The 16,536-nt window shown below is 43.1% G+C and carries 14 protein-coding genes; 9 read left to right on the top strand and 5 right to left on the bottom strand.

Annotation, left to right across the window (positions count from 1 at the left end; translation table 11 throughout):
• The first annotated feature begins 50 nt into the window (after nucleotides 1–50).
• Nucleotides 51–1,298, top strand: a complete 1,248-nt coding sequence (locus GSY63_RS04850; protein WP_166584699.1) for a BamA/TamA family outer membrane protein — start codon at nucleotides 51–53, stop codon at nucleotides 1,296–1,298.
• Nucleotides 1,299–1,342: 44 nt separating this feature from the next.
• Nucleotides 1,343–1,897 carry a hypothetical protein gene (locus GSY63_RS04855; RefSeq protein ID WP_166584700.1) on the top strand — a complete coding sequence of 185 codons (555 nt, stop codon included), beginning with the start codon at nucleotides 1,343–1,345 and terminating at the stop codon, nucleotides 1,895–1,897.
• Between the two features lie 9 nt (nucleotides 1,898–1,906).
• Here the strand turns inward: GSY63_RS04855 and GSY63_RS04860 are convergent, their stop codons facing one another.
• Nucleotides 1,907–4,369, bottom strand: coding sequence for a TonB-dependent receptor (locus GSY63_RS04860; RefSeq protein WP_166584701.1), 2,463 nt, complete (start codon nucleotides 4,367–4,369; stop codon nucleotides 1,907–1,909).
• A 126-nt stretch (nucleotides 4,370–4,495) separates the two neighbouring features.
• Here GSY63_RS04860 and GSY63_RS04865 point away from each other — a divergent pair, with 126 nt between their 5' ends.
• The 3 genes from GSY63_RS04865 (at nucleotide 4,496) to GSY63_RS04875 (ending at nucleotide 7,465) form a co-directional block, all read left to right on the top strand.
• Entirely contained in the window at nucleotides 4,496–5,350 is an 855-nt protein-coding gene (locus GSY63_RS04865; protein ID WP_166584702.1) for a helix-turn-helix domain-containing protein, read from the top strand.
• Between the two features lie 76 nt (nucleotides 5,351–5,426).
• Complete coding sequence (locus tag GSY63_RS04870) at nucleotides 5,427–6,143, top strand: ferredoxin reductase domain-containing protein (protein ID WP_166584703.1); 717 nt, start codon at nucleotides 5,427–5,429, stop codon at nucleotides 6,141–6,143.
• Nucleotides 6,144–6,253: 110 nt separating this feature from the next.
• Entirely contained in the window at nucleotides 6,254–7,465 is a 1,212-nt protein-coding gene (locus GSY63_RS04875) for a glycoside hydrolase family 88 protein (protein WP_166584704.1), read from the top strand.
• A gap of 10 nt (nucleotides 7,466–7,475) precedes the next feature.
• Here the strand turns inward: GSY63_RS04875 and GSY63_RS04880 are convergent, their stop codons facing one another.
• From GSY63_RS04880 to GSY63_RS04895, 4 genes are all read right to left on the bottom strand, one after another.
• Nucleotides 7,476–8,609: a glycosyltransferase gene (locus GSY63_RS04880; RefSeq protein WP_166584705.1), complete on the bottom strand. Its 1,134-nt coding sequence runs from the start codon at nucleotides 8,607–8,609 to the stop codon at nucleotides 7,476–7,478.
• A gap of 61 nt (nucleotides 8,610–8,670) precedes the next feature.
• On the bottom strand, nucleotides 8,671–9,381 hold the full coding sequence (locus tag GSY63_RS04885) for a CPBP family intramembrane glutamic endopeptidase (RefSeq protein ID WP_166584706.1): 711 nt from the start codon (nucleotides 9,379–9,381) through the stop codon (nucleotides 8,671–8,673).
• An 82-nt stretch (nucleotides 9,382–9,463) separates the two neighbouring features.
• A complete protein-coding gene (locus GSY63_RS04890; RefSeq protein ID WP_166584707.1) occupies nucleotides 9,464–10,585 on the bottom strand; it encodes a helix-turn-helix domain-containing protein in 1,122 nt (373 codons plus the stop codon).
• Nucleotides 10,586–10,653: 68 nt separating this feature from the next.
• The gene (locus GSY63_RS04895; RefSeq protein ID WP_166584708.1) at nucleotides 10,654–11,601 is read right to left on the bottom strand and encodes a bifunctional helix-turn-helix transcriptional regulator/GNAT family N-acetyltransferase; all 948 of its coding nucleotides are present in this window, start codon (nucleotides 11,599–11,601) and stop codon (nucleotides 10,654–10,656) included.
• A 100-nt stretch (nucleotides 11,602–11,701) separates the two neighbouring features.
• On the opposite strand from GSY63_RS04895, the gene GSY63_RS04900 reads away from it, so the two are divergent.
• The 4 genes from GSY63_RS04900 to ku all read left to right on the top strand — a co-directional run bounded on the left by GSY63_RS04900 (nucleotide 11,702) and on the right by ku (nucleotide 16,536).
• Nucleotides 11,702–12,811 (top strand): DUF3810 domain-containing protein, encoded by a 1,110-nt coding sequence (locus tag GSY63_RS04900; protein ID WP_166584709.1) that lies wholly within the window; start codon nucleotides 11,702–11,704, stop codon nucleotides 12,809–12,811.
• Nucleotides 12,812–12,934: 123 nt separating this feature from the next.
• The gene (locus GSY63_RS04905; RefSeq protein ID WP_166584710.1) at nucleotides 12,935–14,260 is read left to right on the top strand and encodes an APC family permease; all 1,326 of its coding nucleotides are present in this window, start codon (nucleotides 12,935–12,937) and stop codon (nucleotides 14,258–14,260) included.
• 37 nt (nucleotides 14,261–14,297) lie between these two features.
• Nucleotides 14,298–15,707, top strand: a complete 1,410-nt coding sequence (locus GSY63_RS04910; protein ID WP_166584711.1) for a glycosyl hydrolase 53 family protein — start codon at nucleotides 14,298–14,300, stop codon at nucleotides 15,705–15,707.
• A gap of 61 nt (nucleotides 15,708–15,768) precedes the next feature.
• Nucleotides 15,769–16,536, top strand: a complete 768-nt coding sequence (gene ku / locus GSY63_RS04915; RefSeq protein ID WP_166584712.1) for a non-homologous end joining protein Ku — start codon at nucleotides 15,769–15,771, stop codon at nucleotides 16,534–16,536.

The raw sequence follows: 16,536 nt of genomic DNA on the forward strand, positions 1-16,536 counted from the left end.
AGCTTTAAAACTCTTTAAACAGTTACGGTAAATAGTGGTTATAATTGCTAATGGGCAAACCGCTATTGCTTACACTTACTTTGTTGCTGGCCTGCTGTTTTACGGTTAGCTTAAGGGCGCAGCAAAATAAAGAAATCCATATAACGCGTTATCCAGGGCGCGATAGTGTGGAGGTATTAAAAGATTCGGTACGGCAAGTAGATCTTTACGATGTGCTGAAGGGATGGATGGGCAAAAAGCAACCTAAAGTACAGTCTCAACCCGTAATTACATCCAAGCCCAACTTCTCCATCATTCCAGCCATTGGTTATACGCTTACATCGGGCTTTGCTGTAAGTTTATCGGGTAATGCCATTTTTAAGCTCGATTCTTTATCAAAGGTTTCTACAGTTACAGCCAGTGCTACAATTTCTTCGCGCAAACAATTATTGATACCTGTTCAGTCAACCATATGGCTTAGAAATGGTAAATATGTATTGATTGGCGATTACCGCTTTTACAAATATCCCCAAAGCACTTATGGGCTCGGCAGCGTCTCGCCTGCCGAAAATCAAAACCCGATGAATTTTAACCTCATTAGGTTTTATGAAACTATTATGCGCAAAATTACCGGCAATTTTTATTTAGGGCTTGGTTACGCGATTGACTATCATGCTAACATTTCCGAAGAGGGTCTTAAAACGGGTGTGCCTACAGATTATGTGCTGTATGGCGCAGCAACGCACACTGTATCGTCGGGCCTAACCTTTAACGCGCTTTACGATAGCAGGGACAATTCTATCAACGCATCTCATGGTGGTTACGCCTCTATGCAGTTTAAAGATAACTACAAGTTCTTAGGCAGCAACTCGGGTTGGCGATCGCTGATATTAGATGTTCGTAAATATTTCAGGTTCCCGGCCAGTAGCGAAAATGTACTGGCTTTTTGGAGTTATGATTGGGTGGTGATTAGCGGAAAACCGCCCTACCTCGATTTGCCCGCTAACGGTTGGGATGCCTATTCTACCACCAGTCGTGGTTATATACAGGGAAGGTTCAGAGGCGCACAAATGCTTTATTTTGAGAGTGAGTACCGCTTCCGCATTACCCGTAACGGCTTGCTAGGCGGTGTGCTGTTTGCTAATGCGCAGGCGTTTTCTGCCGCGCCGGGCACTAACGTGCAGTCAATTCAACCGGCAATTGGCCCGGGTTTAAGGTTAAAGCTCAATAAGGTTTCGCGCACAAATATTTGCCTTGATTACGGCTTCGGTGCTCATGGCTCAAACGGCTTGTTTGTGAATGTGGGCGAAGTGTTTTAAACATAATATCCCCACAGATGTTATTCGGGTAAGACTAAAAGCTTATGGAAGAGCAAAAGATAATTTCTGGCCGAAACGAAATGGAGGTATGGCCGCTAATTGAGGCCGACCTTAACAGCGAAGATATGTTTACCTACGATATCCTGATTGAGCAGGGTAACAAGAGGATTCAACTATATATTGATATCGATCCGGGAGGTGGATTTGAGGGCGGATCTGAGTCAACCCAGCTAAAGTCGCCCTTGCCTGTTTCCAGCGATTTTAAGTTTGCTATTCATCACCAGGGTTTTATAGATAGCGTAGGCAAATTTTTCGGGATGCAGGATGTAACTACCGGTTACCCTGAGTTTGACAAAAAAGTTATCGTTGAAACCAACGACAAAGAAAGAATATCCCAGGTATTTGCCGATGCAGAAGTAAGGGACATTTTTGCAAAACTGGATAATTTTACCCTTGGCATCCATACCCATCAGGTAGAAGATAGTGACGTTAAGCACCCTTGGCTGGAGTTTAATACAGATGAGGCTATTGATGATAGCGAACAGCTGCGCCAGATTTACCACGGTTTTTGCAAGGTGCTGGCCCATCTTGCTGAATAATATAGGGGGCTAAAACGGTACAATTATTTTCAGGCTAACATTTCGCCCCATATTATAAATGCCCATGCGGCCGTTGGGTGATGCGGCGTAATATTCAAAATACTTTAGTCGGTTAAGGTTTGATTGGTAGGTCACATCGAACAGGTTATCTACCTGCAAAAAGATATCGCAGATACTCTTTCCGGATTTACGCTGAATCGTAATGCCAATGCCCGCGTTGATCAGCGTGTATCCTGCTGTGTAGCTTTCCGTATTGTCGAGCGCGTAGAAATGGTTTTGCGCTGCATTTATATCTGCATCAAACTTAAAATAAGGTTTGCTTAGGCAGTGATAATTATTTTGTGCGGTTAACTTAACACCCGAACGTATATGCAGTGGAGGGATAAAGGGCAGGTACTTAGCCGCATCGCCGTATTTGACTATTAACCCGGTGTTTTTATTTAGCCCCTGGGTACAAGCCAGGCTGTTGTTGAATATGAGCCATTTAATGCCCTCAGGATGAATGTTCAAGCTTACCTCCGCGCCATATAGCCGTGCCTTAGATTGCTGATATTGGTAGGTTAAATTGCCAGGGACAATAACCACTGGGTTGCCACTGGCATCGGTAACACGTGCCTGATATATGTAGTTTTGGATCTGGTTGTTAAACAATTCGATACTTAAGTCTAGATTTTGCAGCCAGGCCATCAGGCCAAGGTCTAACTGGGTATTAAATTCCGGCTTAAAATTGCGGTTACCAAGGTAAACGATATGCGCCCCGGGATCGAGCCCATTCGAGCCAATTTCGGTAATGTTGGGTGCGCGATAACCCCGAGCTATGTTTGCTTTGATTAATAGCTTTTCGGTAAGATTGTAGGTTAATCCTAAGCTTCCCGAAAAGCCTTGGTAATAATGATCGAACCTTGGAAACTGTAGATAGGCTCCGGTGGTGTTACCATTAGTAATGTGTTGGCCGAAACCTGTAAGAGGGTTAGTTCCCACAAAGAAATCGTTCCAGTGGATGCTCCGGTTATCCAACCTCAAACCGCCCGAAATATCAAGCTTTCCAACAGACCTTTTTGTGAAAAAATAGCCACCTACATCAAACAGGTTATAATCTGGTATCGGGAAATCTGTTCCGTTTTTACTGCGGTTACTTTGATACATGCCGCCAATGCCAACCGTGTTTTCAAACCCGGCGAGTGTCGGTAAGTTATATTTTACATCGTAACTAAAAGTATTCAATATCACATATAAGCCCGCTTGTTGCGGCAATGTGGGGTGGTTGTATTCTCTGCGGATACTTTGTTGCGCGCCTAATAAAACATCTATATTGCCGCCGCCTAATTTAACTTCCGAACTGCTGTAAAGCCTGTAATGCTGTATACGTTGGTGCAGTGGATTGATGGCGTAAGTTTTCAATTCGTCCTCTGGTACAATTGGCCGGTTTTTAATGTCGTCGCCTTGATCCAACACCTGCCGGGTAAAGCGCCGGCTCAGCGAATCGCGGCTGCCATCGGGAATTTCCTGGCGGTTATCGTAAAGCGTGGCTGCTATCTTACTGTACCCCCAATTTTTATCAACCCGCGCGGCGGCAGATAAGTTATACTCTTTAAAAGCTGTGCCATAAACTGTGCCGTCTATCTTATTGCTGTAGCTGTAAGCCTGTTTAGCAGTGCCCCGAAAAGTGTATTTCCAATCATTTGCCCGATAACCTAATCCTAGCGAAGTGCCTACCATGCCATTGTTGGTATGGTAATCAACGGTGGCGTCGCCACTTAGTTTATGGTTGTCATAAGCAGGAACAGCCGGTATCATGTTAATTACCCCCGCCAATGCATCAGATCCGTAAGTTAAGCTAGCTGGCCCTTTAACCACCTCTGCACGGGCTACACCATATTGATCTATTTCAATGCCGTGTTCATCGCCCCATTGCTGACCTTCTTGTCGCAAACCATCGTATAAAGTAAGTACCCTGTTATAGCCTAAACCGCGGATAAAGGGTTTGGATACATTTGGCCCCGTTGTTACTGCACTCACACCCGGTACGCCTTTTACTATAGCATCAATCAGATTATTGTTTACGTTTTGATCCATCATTTTTTTAGTCATCACGGCAACGGGTATCGGGCTTTTGCGTACTTCAGTAGCCCGGCTGGCTCCGGTTACCACTACTTCGTTAAGGTTAGAAGGGTTTTCTTTTAATTGAACGTTAAGCGAGGTTGTATTATCAGCTTTTACCTCTACCTGCAATTGCTGCCGGGTATATCCTACGCCCGAAAATATGATGTTATGATTGCCCGCCGGGATGTTTGCCAGTTCATAGAAACCCTGCTCGTTGGTAAGGGTGCCATACCGGGTATTGCTAAGCTGAATAGAGATATGGCTGATAGCAACACTGTTAGACGTTACGCGCCCTTTTACAGAGCCATGTTGTGAATAGGCTATTGTTGAAGTGATTATAAAAAGTGCGACGAGGGAGAGAGATTTCATAAATACAAATTTAGACTAATCTATTTAATAATTTAGATTAGTCTAAAATATAGTTTATGTGTGGCTAATATCGTTTACTTACTTCACGGTTTTTCATCCCCGGTAATTTTTACATTTGAAGAACTTATGAAAAATATCCCTGTACATCAGTTAAAGGACAGGGTAGGTTTGGCTGGAATTGAGATTAGCCGTTTCAAAGCCGGCGACCTGCCAGAGAACGATGAGACACTTGGAGCCCATCGCGACGATCATTATCTGTTCTTTTTATTAGAAGAGGGGGAGGCTTCGCTTATGATCGATTTTCAGGAGGTGGCCTTTTCAACCAACACGTTATATTATGTACTGCCGGGTCAAGTACACCACCGTGTTAATAATGAAATTGCTTACGGATGGTTTTTAGCAGTAGACCCGATGCTGATATCGCCCGATTATCGTAGCGTTTTTGAAAATCAACTGCTTTTGCAGCAGCCTTGTTTACTAGATGCAAAGCAGATGCAGCAATTCCGCAACTTATTAAACATACTGCACGAAAAATATTCAGAAGACGAACGGGGGCCTTTTTATGTACACATTGTGCATTCGCTCTTGCAATCATTTATAGGCATGGTAGCTCGTAACTATGGGCAAGTTAACTGGCCTGGGGTGCAGTTAACCCGCCCGGTGCAGCTATCGCAACAATTTAAAAAAATGTTGAGTGAGAACATGCGATCTATCAAAAGCCCCTCGGCCTATGCTTCGAAACTTCATGTATCCGAGTCGTACCTTAACGAATCTTTGAAGAAGACAACCGGGTTTCCGGTAAGCTATTGGATAATGCAGGAAGTAATGATGGAAGCCAAGCGCTTGTTATATTACAGCGAGCTGAATGTAAAAGAAATTGCACACGATTTGGGGTATGACGATCATACCTATTTTTCGCGTTTGTTTAAGAAAACAGTGGAAGCTACACCTTTAGATTTTCGCCATCAGTACCGCAAATAGTCCAATCAATACCTTGATGTTTCTATTTATAATGGACTAATTTCCCTGTTTATTTGTATTGATAAAATTGAAGTACATGGAAACATCCACTCTCGATAGAATAAAAAGTAAAGCAGCCAGACTTATCGAAGGCCGGTTGCTGCATGCCGGAACTGTATTGGAAGTGAGGCAATGGGAACCCAGCACACTAATAGAAATAGACCTGCATCTACCCGAAACCGACATGGCTCATTGGAGCGAAAACATCCCTTACATTAAGTTTAAAGTAGCTGCGCTTACTTATCGCGATTACACACCCTCTGGCTGGGATGCCGAAACCAGTACCTGCACCATATTTGTTGATGCAGCGCATAATGGCCCTGGTAGTTTGTGGGCACGGGGGGTACAAAAAGGCGCAACTATAAGTTACCTCAAAGTCGGCGAAACCCGTCATTACCCGATAGGCACAGCCTCTGTTATTGGCCTGGGCGATGAAAGCAGCCTTGGGCATATGCTGGCATTGCAACAAACAGTAATACCAACTGGCCGTTTCTCGGGTGCGATAGTAATAGGCAATGAAGGACACCGCCGGTTATTTGGCGAATATTTCCGGTCGCCCCTACAGGCTTTGGCACGTAATGATACTTATGGGCACCATAGTTTAAATCAATGGCTAATTAGTCAACAATACAGCCTCGATAACACCATTTTTTATCTTGCCGGAAATAATATCATGGTAGATCAGCTTCGCAAACTATTGCGGCAACAAGGCTATCACTCAGGGCAGATCAAAGCACAGGGCTTTTGGTCGTAAAGCGATAAATGGGTTTATGTATTAAGTCTGCTACTTTTAAAGGGCAGACTTTTTTTATTGACATAAAAGTCATATTTATGCACTCCCAATCTTTATAAACCTTTATCCAGATGTCTATTAAAAGGAAACTACAAGCCGGCATTATCATTTTATGCAGTATTGCAACCGTAAATTGCGTGCAGGCTCAAAATACATTTAAAGCCAATAGTTCGGTATTAAAAACCATCGACCAAAACTTTAAAGACGCCGACGTGCAGTACCGGTTGATGAAAGAAAAATTGCAGCCCGGCCGTTTTCCCAAGACATTTAATCCCAAAACCAATATGCCCGAGACCAGTGATTCTGGCTGGTGGTGCAGTGGTTTTTATCCGGGTACTTTACTAAACATTTATCAGGAAACCAAAGACGATAGCTTGTTAACAGAAGCTAAGCGCATGCTGGGGTTACTTAATAACGAGCAGTATAATAAAAACACACACGATTTGGGTTTTATGATGTATTGCAGTTTCGGCACGGCACAAAAAGTGGCGCCCGATGCTAAGTACAAACAGATATTGATCAATAGTGCCAAATCATTGTCTACGAGGTTTAACCCTAAGGTAGGCTGCATTAAATCGTGGGATTCCAAAAAGCCTGAGTTTATTGTGATCATTGACAATATGATGAACCTCGAACTATTGTTCTGGGCTACTCGGGTTACCGGCGATTCGAGCTATTATAAAATAGCGGTTACGCACGCCAATACCACCATGAAAAATCATTTCAGGCCAGATTATAGCTCTTATCACGTAGTAACTTACGATCCGCAAACCGGTGCTGTACTGCAAAAGAAAACAGCCCAAGGCTATGCAGACGGATCGGCCTGGGCCCGCGGCCAGGCATGGGGGCTATATGGTTACACCTTAATGTACTGCGAAACGCACGACAGAAAGTATCTGGAGCAGGCAGAACATATTGCACACTTTATTTTGCATAATCCTAACCTGCCTAACGATAAAGTGCCTTATTGGGATTATAATGCACCGAATATTCCGGATGCACTTCGCGATGCCTCTGCAGGCGCAGTTACGGCCTCAGCTTTGTTAGAGCTTTGCCGCTATGCTGATGCCAAACATGGTAAGGTATATTTTAAAACAGCGCAAACGCTTATAAAGTCACTTTCAACCGCGCCATATAAAGCGGCTAACGGAACCAACGGCGGCTTCTTATTGCAACACAGTGTAGGCCATTTCCCTGCAGGTACCGAAGTAGATCAACCCTTAACTTATGCCGATTATTATTTTGTAGAAGCCATGATGCGCTACAAAGAATTTGCTAAATAGTAGTTGATGGTTAATTGCCTTTCAGCATATCCAGCGGATAAAAGCTTTCGCGCCAGTAAATACCCTTTTGTTTAAGTGTGATAAAAGCAGAGCGTGCGGTAATATAAGCAAGCAAAAAGCCGCCTAGCGGAATTGTTAAGGCATGCCACCATTTATTAGGCAGTACCGGTGTTGCCATGTATGCTGCCTGAAATACCAGAATTAAACAAGCCATTAAGCGTATAGTATTTGTGCCGAACAGGAGCATTAAAGGCACTGGTAACGCAATAAATAATAGAATAAATGTAATGCCCAGCAACGTTTTAAGCAGGCTATAACCCGATACTGCGAATGAATTTTTCATCAGCCCATTTACAAATTCGGGTACGTTCTTATACCACTCCAGGCCAACGTAACCCTTGCCAACCAATACATCTTGCCGAAAACCTGCAGCTTTGATGAGGTTGCCAAGTTTAAGGTCATCATCCGGTCGGAGTTTGATGAGTTGATGTGTGCCTGCCCTTTCGTAAGCCTCACGCCTAACCAGGTTAAACGCCCCAATACCTATTGATGCTTTTGATTTGGGCTTGCTGGCCGCCCACGGTCTGAATTGCATCATAAACAGCAAAGTGAAAGTGCCCAGCATGCTATTCAATAAAGCTGATGTAGAAACAATTTCTGGTAAAATGGTTAGGTGATCGAGCTTATTTTTATCAACGTAAACCATTGCCTTGCTTAAAGCGTTGGGGTGAAACTCTACGTCGGCATCTGTAAAGAGTAACCATTCTTCATTGCTATTTAAGTATCCTTGATATAGCGCGTGATTTTTACCTAACCAGCCCTGCGGTAAATCTTTAATATGGATAACCTCCAGTTGGGGGTAGTGGGTTAAAAAGGTTGCCAGTATCTCGGGGGTGCAATCTGTAGAGCGGTCGTTAAGTACAATGATGCGGTAATTTGAGTAGCTTAAATTGCAAACACTTTGCAATGCTTTTTCCAGATCATCTTCTTCATTACGCACAGCAATAATAATAGCTACAGAAGGTTGTGCTCCGGCAAGCGGTTGTGCTTTCAGAAACGCAATTGTTTTACCCTTAATCAGAAGATAAAGGGTAATAGCTAACCACCAGGTGGTTATTACCACACTGTAAAAGAAGAAGGTCATTGTACAGGGTTTAATCAGCATAAAGATGAGTAAAAAATACCAATCTGCTTGCCTGATAATATTATTTAATAAGCAGCCCAAATGATAAAATTACTCCTACAATGTTTAATAATATATGAGTGACAATACCTAATCTGATATCGCGGGTTTTCGTAACTAAATAGCACAGCGGTAATAACGCAAGTATGAGGGTTATATACACATATGGCTGCCAAAAATGATAAAGGGAAAAACATATAGTATTTACAACAAAAGCATATTTACCCCAGGCCTGCATTCGTGGAAGCAGGTATCCCCGGAAATAAAACTCTTCTGCAATAGGAGCCAGCAGCCCATTTAATACCAGATTTAACAGGAGGGTGGTTTTTATCTTATCTGTAGAGTAGCCAGAGAAATTTTGAAGGGTATACCATTTAGGCAGCCAGCCCAAAATATTCCGGGTAAGCCATTGATCCAGCGGCTGGGTGATGCCCCAGATTATAAAAGCTGCAATAACCAATAATACGGCATAAAGAATGAGTTTTAATTTAGGTAAATGGTTTTTGAACCCATTGAGATCGGTAATTGATGCTAAGTCTTCTGCGCTTTTAGCTTTTAGTAAATGGAGAAATAGTGTGGGTATAGCTATTAAAATAATACTTATCATCATACCAAACTGGGGCGGATATCCGTAGCGAATAACCACTGGTGTAATAATTACAAATCCGGCGGTGATGATAACGCCTGGGTAGAGGTGGTAAACAATTGATTGGGTTTTGCTAAGCTGTGTCATGTTATTTGTGCTTTAGTGTTGCACAAAAGAAGCTGACAGAGAAACCTAAGTCGACCGACTTTTAAAAGTAGAACGCATTTGCTTATTGGTTTCTGAACTCGGTTGGGGTTAGGCCGGTGTATTTTTTAAACAGCACATTAAAAGAAGATTTTGAGTTGAAGCCCACCCGGTATAATACCTCCAGCACGGTAAGGTTACTATGCCGGTCGGCGAGTAAGCGTTTGGCTTCTTCGACTCGGTACCGATTAACGTGATCGAAAAAATTTTGCCCAAGGTCCTCATTGATCATTAGTGAAAGTTCTTTCGGTCGCATCTTTACTGACCTGGCTAAGATCTCAACCGTTAAATCGGGGTTGAGATACGGTTTTTCCGTTTGCATGTAACTGGCAAGGGCTGTAAGTCCGGCGCTTCTATCAACAACTGGCGCCGTTTTAGTTTTGGATTGAAGTTGCAGGTCTTCTGAGTTTATCCCTTTAAATATTTCGGGGCGGCGGAGCGCTTTAAATAAAACGCTGTTGATAAATAACAGCATAGCCAGGATGATTAGAATTAGTGTGATACTGTAAAATGCTTTTTGCGAACTTGCTTCGAGCACATTATTTACAATAGAAAGAATAAATAAGAGGATGAAAAATACAAGCGTTGACGACAGCCAGTTTAAGTTTACCTGTTGCGGGTCAGAGAAGTTGTTTAGCGCTTCAGCCTTGTATCGCCTAATGATCTTAAAAGCCTTATTAACATAAAGTAAAAAATAGATAAATGCGACGGCCGAAACGGTGTACAGACTGCCCTCGATATGATGACTATTAATGGCATGGAGAATGCCAAGCTTGACATCACCAGGTTGAATGATGTAGTTTGTGTAAGAAGCAATAAATAAAACCAGGAAAGGCGATAGGTGCATAAATAAACGCCAATCCGTTTTAAAATTTCTATAAAGTAAAGACTGTGTATAGGCATACAGTAACGGACCATATAAAAGCGGGAAACTGCTGCTCCATATCACCCAATTGGGATGCTGGTAACCAACGTTGGTTTTAATGCAGAAATTATCGATGAGGGATAGCGCTATAAATAAAAAAAGCAAGCCCAGTATGGCATTGCTTATTTTCTTGTTCGATTGAAGGGTAAACAGAAAAGCGCTTACAAACAGCAATTGAAATATTAATAGCAGCAGTAAAATTTCGGACAGGTTAAGAGTCATTTTGCCTCATGAGCTTAAACTAATATAAGCTTAAGTTCACGTTTTCAACAAATATCCGATAGGCTTATTTACAGTGCCAGTTCCATTTGGATATTACAGCGCTCATATGGCGAAGGATTACCCAAAACTTTCTTAAAGCCAAGTTTCTGATACAAGCTAATGGCCGGCTTCAGAATCATATTGCTTTCGAGATACAGCTTTTTCGCCCCTAGTAGTTTTGCCCGTTCAACGGCAGCGTTACCTAACAAGGTGCCAACGCCTTTGCCTTTGGCCTTGGGCGACACGGCCATTTTTGCCAGCTCGTAAGTATAGTCAGCCATCTTAATAAGCGCACAAGTACCAACAGGTTCGCCCTTATCCAGCGCGAACATAATGCAACCGCCTTTATCAAGGATATATTCTTTAGCATGGTCGAGCGATTTATAATCGGCTTCTTCCATTTTAAAATAGGTTGTTATCCACTCTTCATTCAGGTTCCTAAAAGCTTGCTGGTATTTAGGGTCGTAATCTACTATTTCAATTTCCTTACTCTCGCGCAACTTTCTTTCGTCTTGCACGCGTTTGTCGAGGCTTCTTTGCTCCAGTATAAATTCCCATTCTGCTATGGCTTTCCATAGGTTGTGTTGAGTTTCGGCCAGGGCCTTTTCTATTGCGGAGTTTACGTCCATAAATTGGAACTGCAACGGAGCATCGAAGGATAGTCCCTTTTCGGTAAGCATTACATAGTTTTTACGGGCATCGCCTCTTTTGCGAGGGCTTTCTTCTATAATGCCTTTGCGGGTCATTTCTTTAACAATGGTACTTACAGAAGGGTGCGAGTGGCCAATCTCGTGCGCTATCTGCGTAATGGTTTTTTCTTCGCCGTTGCACAGCGAGTAAAATACCGGAAACCACTTCGGCTGCATTTCTACATTATACTGTTCATATACTTTGCCTGCCTGGTCCATGTGCAGTTCTGTTAATCTCCGCATGCGGCTGCCAATAGCCAGTTTCCCTACTTTATCGTAAAATTCCATTTTTGAAAATTAATTACGTAATCAATTACTCAAATTTAAAAATGTTTAAAATAATATCAAAATAGGGGGCAAATTTCTTTTATCTATATTTACTATACGAATGCCCCAAGCCAATCAAAATTTCAGAAAAAAGCTTCTTGTCGCAGGTGCCTTATCGGTGCTGATTTTGATCATTGTCAATCTGCAACCTGTGCCGCATTTTGTTGATTGGTTTTATTCGCGCGGGCTATACAGGGTTATTTGTGTGGTGTTGCATCTGTTGGTTGGTTGGATGCCCTTTAGCTTTGGCGATCTGCTTTATATCGGCGTAATAGGCTATCTTATATATGCTGCGTTTTACTTATTAAAGTTGTTACTTGCCCGGCGGTTTAAGCGCATGGGTTTCTATTTTCTTCAACTTATTATTGGTTTTCAGATAGCCATTATAGCATTCTATTTAGGTTGGGGGCTTAATTATTTCCGGCCCTCGGCCGCAGAGCGGCTCAATTTGCAGGATACCTCCTATACGCTTAATGATGTAAAGGCAGTTACCCGAATGCTGGTAGATAGTGTTAATGAAACCCGCAACGCGCTCACCGCTGCCGATCTTCAACAGAAAAATAGGCTAATATATAAATCGGCGGTTAATGCCATTGATACCTTATCGGGCACATCCCCACAGTTTAAAACCTTTATGCCTGGTGTTAAACCCTCGCTTATTAGTCCGTTGTTGAATTATCTCAGCACTTCGGGTTATTATAATCCTTTTACGGGCGAAGCGCAGATCAACTGGCAAATGCCCATATTCGACAGGCCATTTACGGCTTGCCACGAAATATCGCACCAAATGGGCTTCGGCCGCGAAGATGAGGCTAATTTTGTTGGTTATCTGGCAGGCATTCACTCGAACGATCGCTTGCTTAAGTACTCTGCTTATTACGAAGGTGCAACCGAGTTTTTGCATTACCTATACAGACGAGATACCACCGCTCATCATCAATTAAAAGCATTATTAAATGCATCGGTAAAACAAGATCTCAAAACCGATAGTGCCTATTGGGAGGGTTATGCAGGTCAGATAGGTCTTATCAGCGGTCGGTTTTATGATAACTTTTTAAAAGCTAACAATCAACCCGCTGGCTTGCGCACCTATAATCGTATGATAAGGCTGACGATGGCCTGGTATAGAAGTGGAGTCCGGAAGACAGTAAGTCAGGAAGTCCGGAAGTAGGAGAAGTTGGCGAACATAGTTGATAGTTCGTAGCTGCTGCAATAGGCGTGATTAAATTGTTGCCATGAACCATCAACTATTATCTATTAACCACCTATCAACTTTTTATTATTTTTAAACCCTATGCCCGCCAAACCAGTTTCGAAAAAGATAAGACCGCTGCAGCTTATCGTTATCATATTTTTTACAGTATCGGGTGGCCCGTATGGTTTGGAATCGCTGATAAGTTATGCCGGGTCGCATGCGGCGTTATTGCTATTGCTGGTTACCCCTATGCTCTGGGATGTGCCGGCCATCCTCACCGTTGCCGAACTTAACAGCATGATGCCCATGGAAGGCGGGTATTACCAATGGGTGAAAAATGCGCTGGGTATGCGTTTCGGCTTTTATGAAGGCTGGTGGACCTGGTTGTACACTTTTATAGATCTGGCTATCTATCCGGTAATGTTTATCCAGTACGCTACGTTCTTCTTCCCCTGGATGGAGCAATACCAAATTCCGGTTTGTTTAGTTTTTGTATGGCTTTCGGCACTCATCAATATACTGGGTATTGTGCAGGTGGGCAGGGCTTCGATGGTATTGGCAGTTGCTGTGTTGGGCCCATTTGTGGTATTGGTTATTGCGGCGTTAATGCATCATTCGTTAAGCGCGCATTTGCCAACCCCTTCGGTGAGACACCTCAAATTTCCGGCACTGGCTATGGCTTTATATACCGTAATGTGGAACTGCCTTGGCTGGGATAACGTTACTACTTACGCGGGCGAAGTAGAAAAGCCAGTACGCTCTTATCTGATCTCAGTATTTGGGGCCTTTGCCATTGTAATTATGGTTTATTTTGTAGTGATACTAATTGCCCAGCAATCGGGCATCAACGCGCAAACATTAAGCGATAACCGTTTCCCTGCCTTAGGCGAATATATTGGCGGCCACTGGTTAGGCGGACTGATAGCCATTGGTGGAATGGCCAGTGCCATGGGTATTTATACGGCGGTGCTGCTGTCGGTATCGCGTATCCCAAAAGTAATGGCCGATGATAAGCTTTTGCCTTCCGCCTTAACCCGTTTGCATCCCAAATACAATACCCCTTATTTATCCATAATTATTTGTTCGTTGGTTGTGAGCCTGATGATCTTATGGTCGTTCGATGAGCTGCTTATTATCGATGTTACCGTTTACGGAGCTGGGTTGTTTTTAGAATATGCTACATTGATTAAGATGCGCATCCGCGAGCCGGATACACATCGGCCTTTCAAAATTCCATTGGGAGTAGGCGGCCTGCTGGTCTTTTTAATATTGCCGACAGCTGTATATTTTGTGGCTTTAGGTGGTGCTTTTTCGTCTACCGAACAAGCCATAAAACCTGCTATATTTGCGCTGCTTACCTTATCAACCGCAGAATTATTTTGGCAGATCATCAACTTACGCCGTCGATTTACGTTAAAAAGATAGGCGTAAAAACAAAAAGCCAACACCAATACCTAACCGCATGAAAATAAGGGCTACCTACTTCCTCCTCTTGGTTTTAAATTTTACCTGCTTTTTTGAGCATGCCGGGGCGCAAATTGCCGAACCCGCTAAAGCAACCGAGGTTGTAATAACGCCCTATAAAACCACCATGCTTGCCGATAGTAAAGACGAGGCGCAGATTAAGGTAGTTGTTATTGACAAAAATGGTAAAGAGGTTCCGGGCAGCGATCAGCTGATTAAATTTACTATAGTTGGCGATGCCGTAATTAGTAAGTTAAGCGACCAGCAGCAGTTTAACGAGTTTGGCCTGCCAGACCAAATAATAACCGAAGGCAAGCTGCATAACGGCATTTTATGGGTCACACTAAAAGCCGGGCAAAAAAAAGGCGTAGTAAAGTTCGAGGCAAAAGCCGAAGGTTTGTACCCCGGGTCTACCGAGATTAGATTGGTACAACCATCTGTTGCGCATAAAGTAACCACGTTGGTATACTCCCCTAAAAAAGTACCCGGTAAAATTTTAGGTGCTGATATTTCTTTCCTGCCCGAACTGGAAGCCAAGGGTGTTAAATTCTCGGATAAGGGTGTTCAGAAGGATGCCATTCAGATCTTAAAAGATCATGGGTTCAATTATATCCGGTTGCGAATTTTCAATAATCCGGCGCGCGATAGTGGATACTCGCCAAAAGCTGGGTTCTGCGATTTGGAACATACCAAGCAGATGGCTAAACGAGCCAAGGCAGCAGGTTTTAAATTGCTCTTGGATTTTCATTACAGCGATTACTGGGCCGATCCGCAGCAGCAATATAAACCTGCAGCCTGGCGTGGCCAGGATTTTAACGCGCTGAAACATTCTGTATACACCTACACAGTTGATGTGCTGCGACAACTAAAATCACAAGGCACCTTGCCCGATATGGTGCAGGTGGGTAACGAAATTAATCATGGTATGATATGGCCCGAGGGCGAGATCAATAATCTCGATAGCCTGGCCGAACTGGTTTATATGGGCGTAAGTGGCGTTAAGGCGGTAGACTCGTCGATACCTGTAATGCTGCACGTAGCACTGGGCGGTCAGAATGCCGAGTCTCGCTTTTTCTTTGATAATATGGTGAGCCGCAATGTGCCCTTCGATGTTATCGGCTTATCTTATTACCCTAAGTGGCATGGTACAACCGCCGATTTAAAAGCCAACATGGCCGATATGGCAACCCGCTATAACCGCCAGGTAATGGTTGCTGAATATACGCAGCTTAAAACCGAAGTAAACGATATTGCTTTTAATGTGCCGGATAATAAAGCATTAGGCACTTTTATTTGGGAACCCCTGAATACCTGGGAGCAGATTTTTGATAAGGATGGAAAATCCAATGCTTTAATTAATCTGTACGACGGTATTGCGCAAAAATATAGCATCCCGCCGGCTAAATAATTCTGATTCAAACCCTTTACCACTTCATTAGTTATAATTACTTGTACAAAACAAGCTAATTATGAGATCGATATGGAAAGGCTCGATAGGGTTTGGGCTGGTAAATATTCCTGTTAAATTATATTCGGCGGTGCAGAACAGTTCGCTCGATCTGGATATGCTAGACGGCCGCGACCACGCCCGTATCAGGTTTCAGCGCGTGAATGCAGACACTCACAAAGAGGTACCTTACGACAAAATAGTACGTGCCTACAAACTTAATGATGATTATGTAGTGGTAGAGCAGGCTGATTTTGAGGCCGCCAGTCCCGAGAAAACAAAGCTGATTGAGATAGAAAGTTTTGTGAATATGAGCGAAGTAAACCCCATGTTTTATGAAACCTCCTATTACGCCGAGCCCGAGCAGAAAAATAGTAAGGCTTATAATTTATTAGTGCAGGCGCTGGGTACAAGCAAAAAGGCCGGATTGGCCCGTTTTGTACTGCGCAATACCGAAAACTTGTGCATTATCCATCCCGAAAATAATGTGCTGGTGGTTACGCGAATAAGGTTTGGGGAGGAAATCAGAAGTACGGAAGATTTGAACATCCCCAAAGAAACCAAGCTCAGTAAAAAAGAACTGGATATGGGTTTGGCCCTGATCAATCAGTACGCCGAAAAATTTGATGTATCGAAATTTAAAGATCAATATACCGACGAGCTGCTGAAAATTATCAAAGCTAAAGCCAAAGGCAAACGACCAACCATTAAGAAAATGAAAGTGGTAAAAACCTCAAGTGATGATCTGTACGATCAGCTAATGGCTAGTTTGAATAGAAAGGGTGCTTAA

The organism is Mucilaginibacter agri, from assembly GCF_009928685.1.
Taxonomy (GTDB): domain Bacteria; phylum Bacteroidota; class Bacteroidia; order Sphingobacteriales; family Sphingobacteriaceae; genus Mucilaginibacter; species Mucilaginibacter agri.